Here is a 2,481-nt window from a genome sequence, read left to right on the forward strand (position 1 = left end):
ATCCCCGCGCGGCGTCCTCCCGCGGCTCGCGCGGCCGCGGCACCGACGGCCGATCCAACGGGTCTCCCGGGTCTCCCGGATCTCCCGGCGCGGACGGTACCGCGCCGTCGACCTCGTCGGTCGTTCCCGCGGAGCCGGCGGCGAGCACGTCCTCCGGGGCCTGCTCCAGAACGAGGTGGGCGTTGGTGCCGCTGATCCCGAACGCGGAGACGGCCGCCCGCCGCGGACGTCCCACCTCCGGCCAGGGCTGGGTGCGGGTGAGCAGGGTGACCGCGCCGGACTCCCAGTCCACGTGCCGGGACGGCGCGTCGACGTGCAGGGTCGCGGGCAGAACACCGTGGCGCAGCGCGTGCACCATTTTGGTGATGCCGGCGACGCCGGCGGCGGCCTGGGTGTGGCCGATGTTCGACTTGACCGACCCCAGCCGCAGCGGCCGGTCGGCGGGCCGGTCCCGGCCGTAGACGGCGAGCAGCGCCTGGGCCTCGATCGGGTCGCCGAGCGTGGTGCCCGTCCCGTGCGCCTCGACGGCGTCCACGTCGGCCGGGGTGAGCCCGGCGCTCGCGAGCGCCGCACGGATCACCCGCTGCTGGGACGGTCCGTTCGGTGCGGTGAGCCCGTTGGACGCGCCGTCGGAGTTGACCGCCGATGCCCGGATCAGCGCCAGCACCCGGTGGCCGTTGCGGCGCGCGTCGGACAGCCGTTCCAGGGCGAGCAGGCCGACTCCCTCGGCCCATGCGGTGCCGTCGGCGGCGTCCGCGAACGGCTTGCAGCGCCCGTCCGGCGCCAGCCCGCGCTGCCGACTGAACTCCACGAAGATCCCCGGGGTCGCCATGACGGTGACGCCGCCGGCGATTGCCAGCGCGCACTCGCCGCCGCGCAGCGCCTGCACGGCCAGATGGGTCGCCACCAGCGACGACGAGCAGGCGGTGTCCACAGTGAGCGCCGGCCCCTCCAACCCGAGCACGTAGGCGAGCCGGCCGGAGGCGACCGACGTGGTGTTGCCGGTGAGGAGGTAGCCCTCGTGCCCGGCCGCGGCCTCGTGCAGCCTGGGGCCGTACTCCTGCGGCATGGTCCCGACGAACACCCCGGTGCGGCTGCCGCGCAGCGTCGCCGGATCGATGCCCGCCCGCTCCAGGACCTCCCAGGAGGTCTCCAGCAGCAGGCGTTGCTGCGGGTCCATCGCCGCGGCCTCGCGGGGGGAGATGCCGAAGAAGTCGGGATCGAACTCGTCGGCGTCGTAGAGGAAGCCACCGGCGCGCACGTGGCAGGCGTCGGTGTCGGCGCGCTCCCAACCACGGTTCGTCGGGAAGGGGCCGATGGCGTCGCGGCCGTCCACGACCAGCTCCCACAGTTTCTCCGGGCTGTCCGCGCCGCCCGGCCACCGCCCGGCGATGCCGACGATCGCGATCGGTTCGTCCGCGGCCGGTCGCGGCGACCGGTCGGTGCCGTCCGCGCGGCCGCCGGACGTCGGCGCGACGAGTGCGTCGACGTGCTCCGCCACCCGCCGCGGGGTCGGATGGTCGAAGGTGAGCGTCGGGGAGAGCCGCCGTCCCAGCGCCGCCGCCAGCCGGTCGCGGAACTCGACCGCCCCGAGGGAGTCGACGCCCAGGTCCTTGAAGGTGAGGTCCGGATCGACGGCGGCCGTCCCCGGGTGTCCCAGTACGGCGGCCGCGCAGCCGCGCACGGTCTCGAGCAGTCCCTCGCGGCGCTGTGTGGCCGAAAGCCCGTCCAGACGGGTGCCGGGCGTGCCGACTCCGCTGCCGCTGGCACTTCCGGCGCCGTCGAAGCCGTCGAAGCCGGAATCGCCGGCGTCCGGTCCGGTCACGGCCGGTGTCGGCGCCGGGCTCTCGTCCGCCGTCAGCCAGAAGGAGCGTCGCTGGAACGGATAGGTCGGCAGCGCGATCCTCCGTCCGTCCGTCCGGGTCGGGGCCGCGTCCCACCGCACGTCGTGACCACGGGTGTGCAGGACGGCGAGGTTCGTCAGGAACCGCCGCGGGCCCCCCTCGCCGCGCCGCAACGAGCCGACGACGGTGACCGGCCGCGGGGCGTCCGTCTCGTTGAGCGTCTGGTCGACGGCGGGGCTGAGGACGGGATGCGGACTGGCCTCGACGTAGGTGTCGTGGCCGTCGCGGTGGGCGGCCTGGAGCGCCTGGGTGAGCAGCACGGGGTTGCGCAGGTTGTCGTACCAGTAGTCGGCGGTGAGCCGGGAGGTGTCCACCAGGTCGCCGGTCAGCGTGGAGTAGAAGGCGACCGGGCTCGGCCGCGGGACGACCCCGGCCGCGGCCGCCAGCACCTCGTCGCGAATCCGTTCGATCTGGGGGGAGTGCGAGGCGTAGTCGACGGGGATGCGCCGGGCGTCGACCCCGCGGGCGGCGAGGATGTCCAGAAGATCCTCCAGCGCGCCGGTTTCACCGGAGACGACGGTGTGCGGGCCGTTGTGCGCGGCGATGGTGATCTCACCGGATCCCGCGGCGAGGTATT

General features: G+C 74.8%; 1 protein-coding gene. It reads right to left on the reverse strand.

Annotated features, from left to right (window positions below; genetic code table 11):
- A partial coding sequence (locus AC559T_RS11310; protein WP_498868665.1) for a beta-ketoacyl synthase N-terminal-like domain-containing protein occupies positions 1-2,481 on the reverse strand: 2,481 nt, incomplete at both ends.

Origin of the sequence: Frankia sp. Hr75.2, assembly GCF_949319125.1 — a bacterium.
Lineage (GTDB): Bacteria > Actinomycetota > Actinomycetes > Frankiales > Frankiaceae > Parafrankia > Parafrankia soli.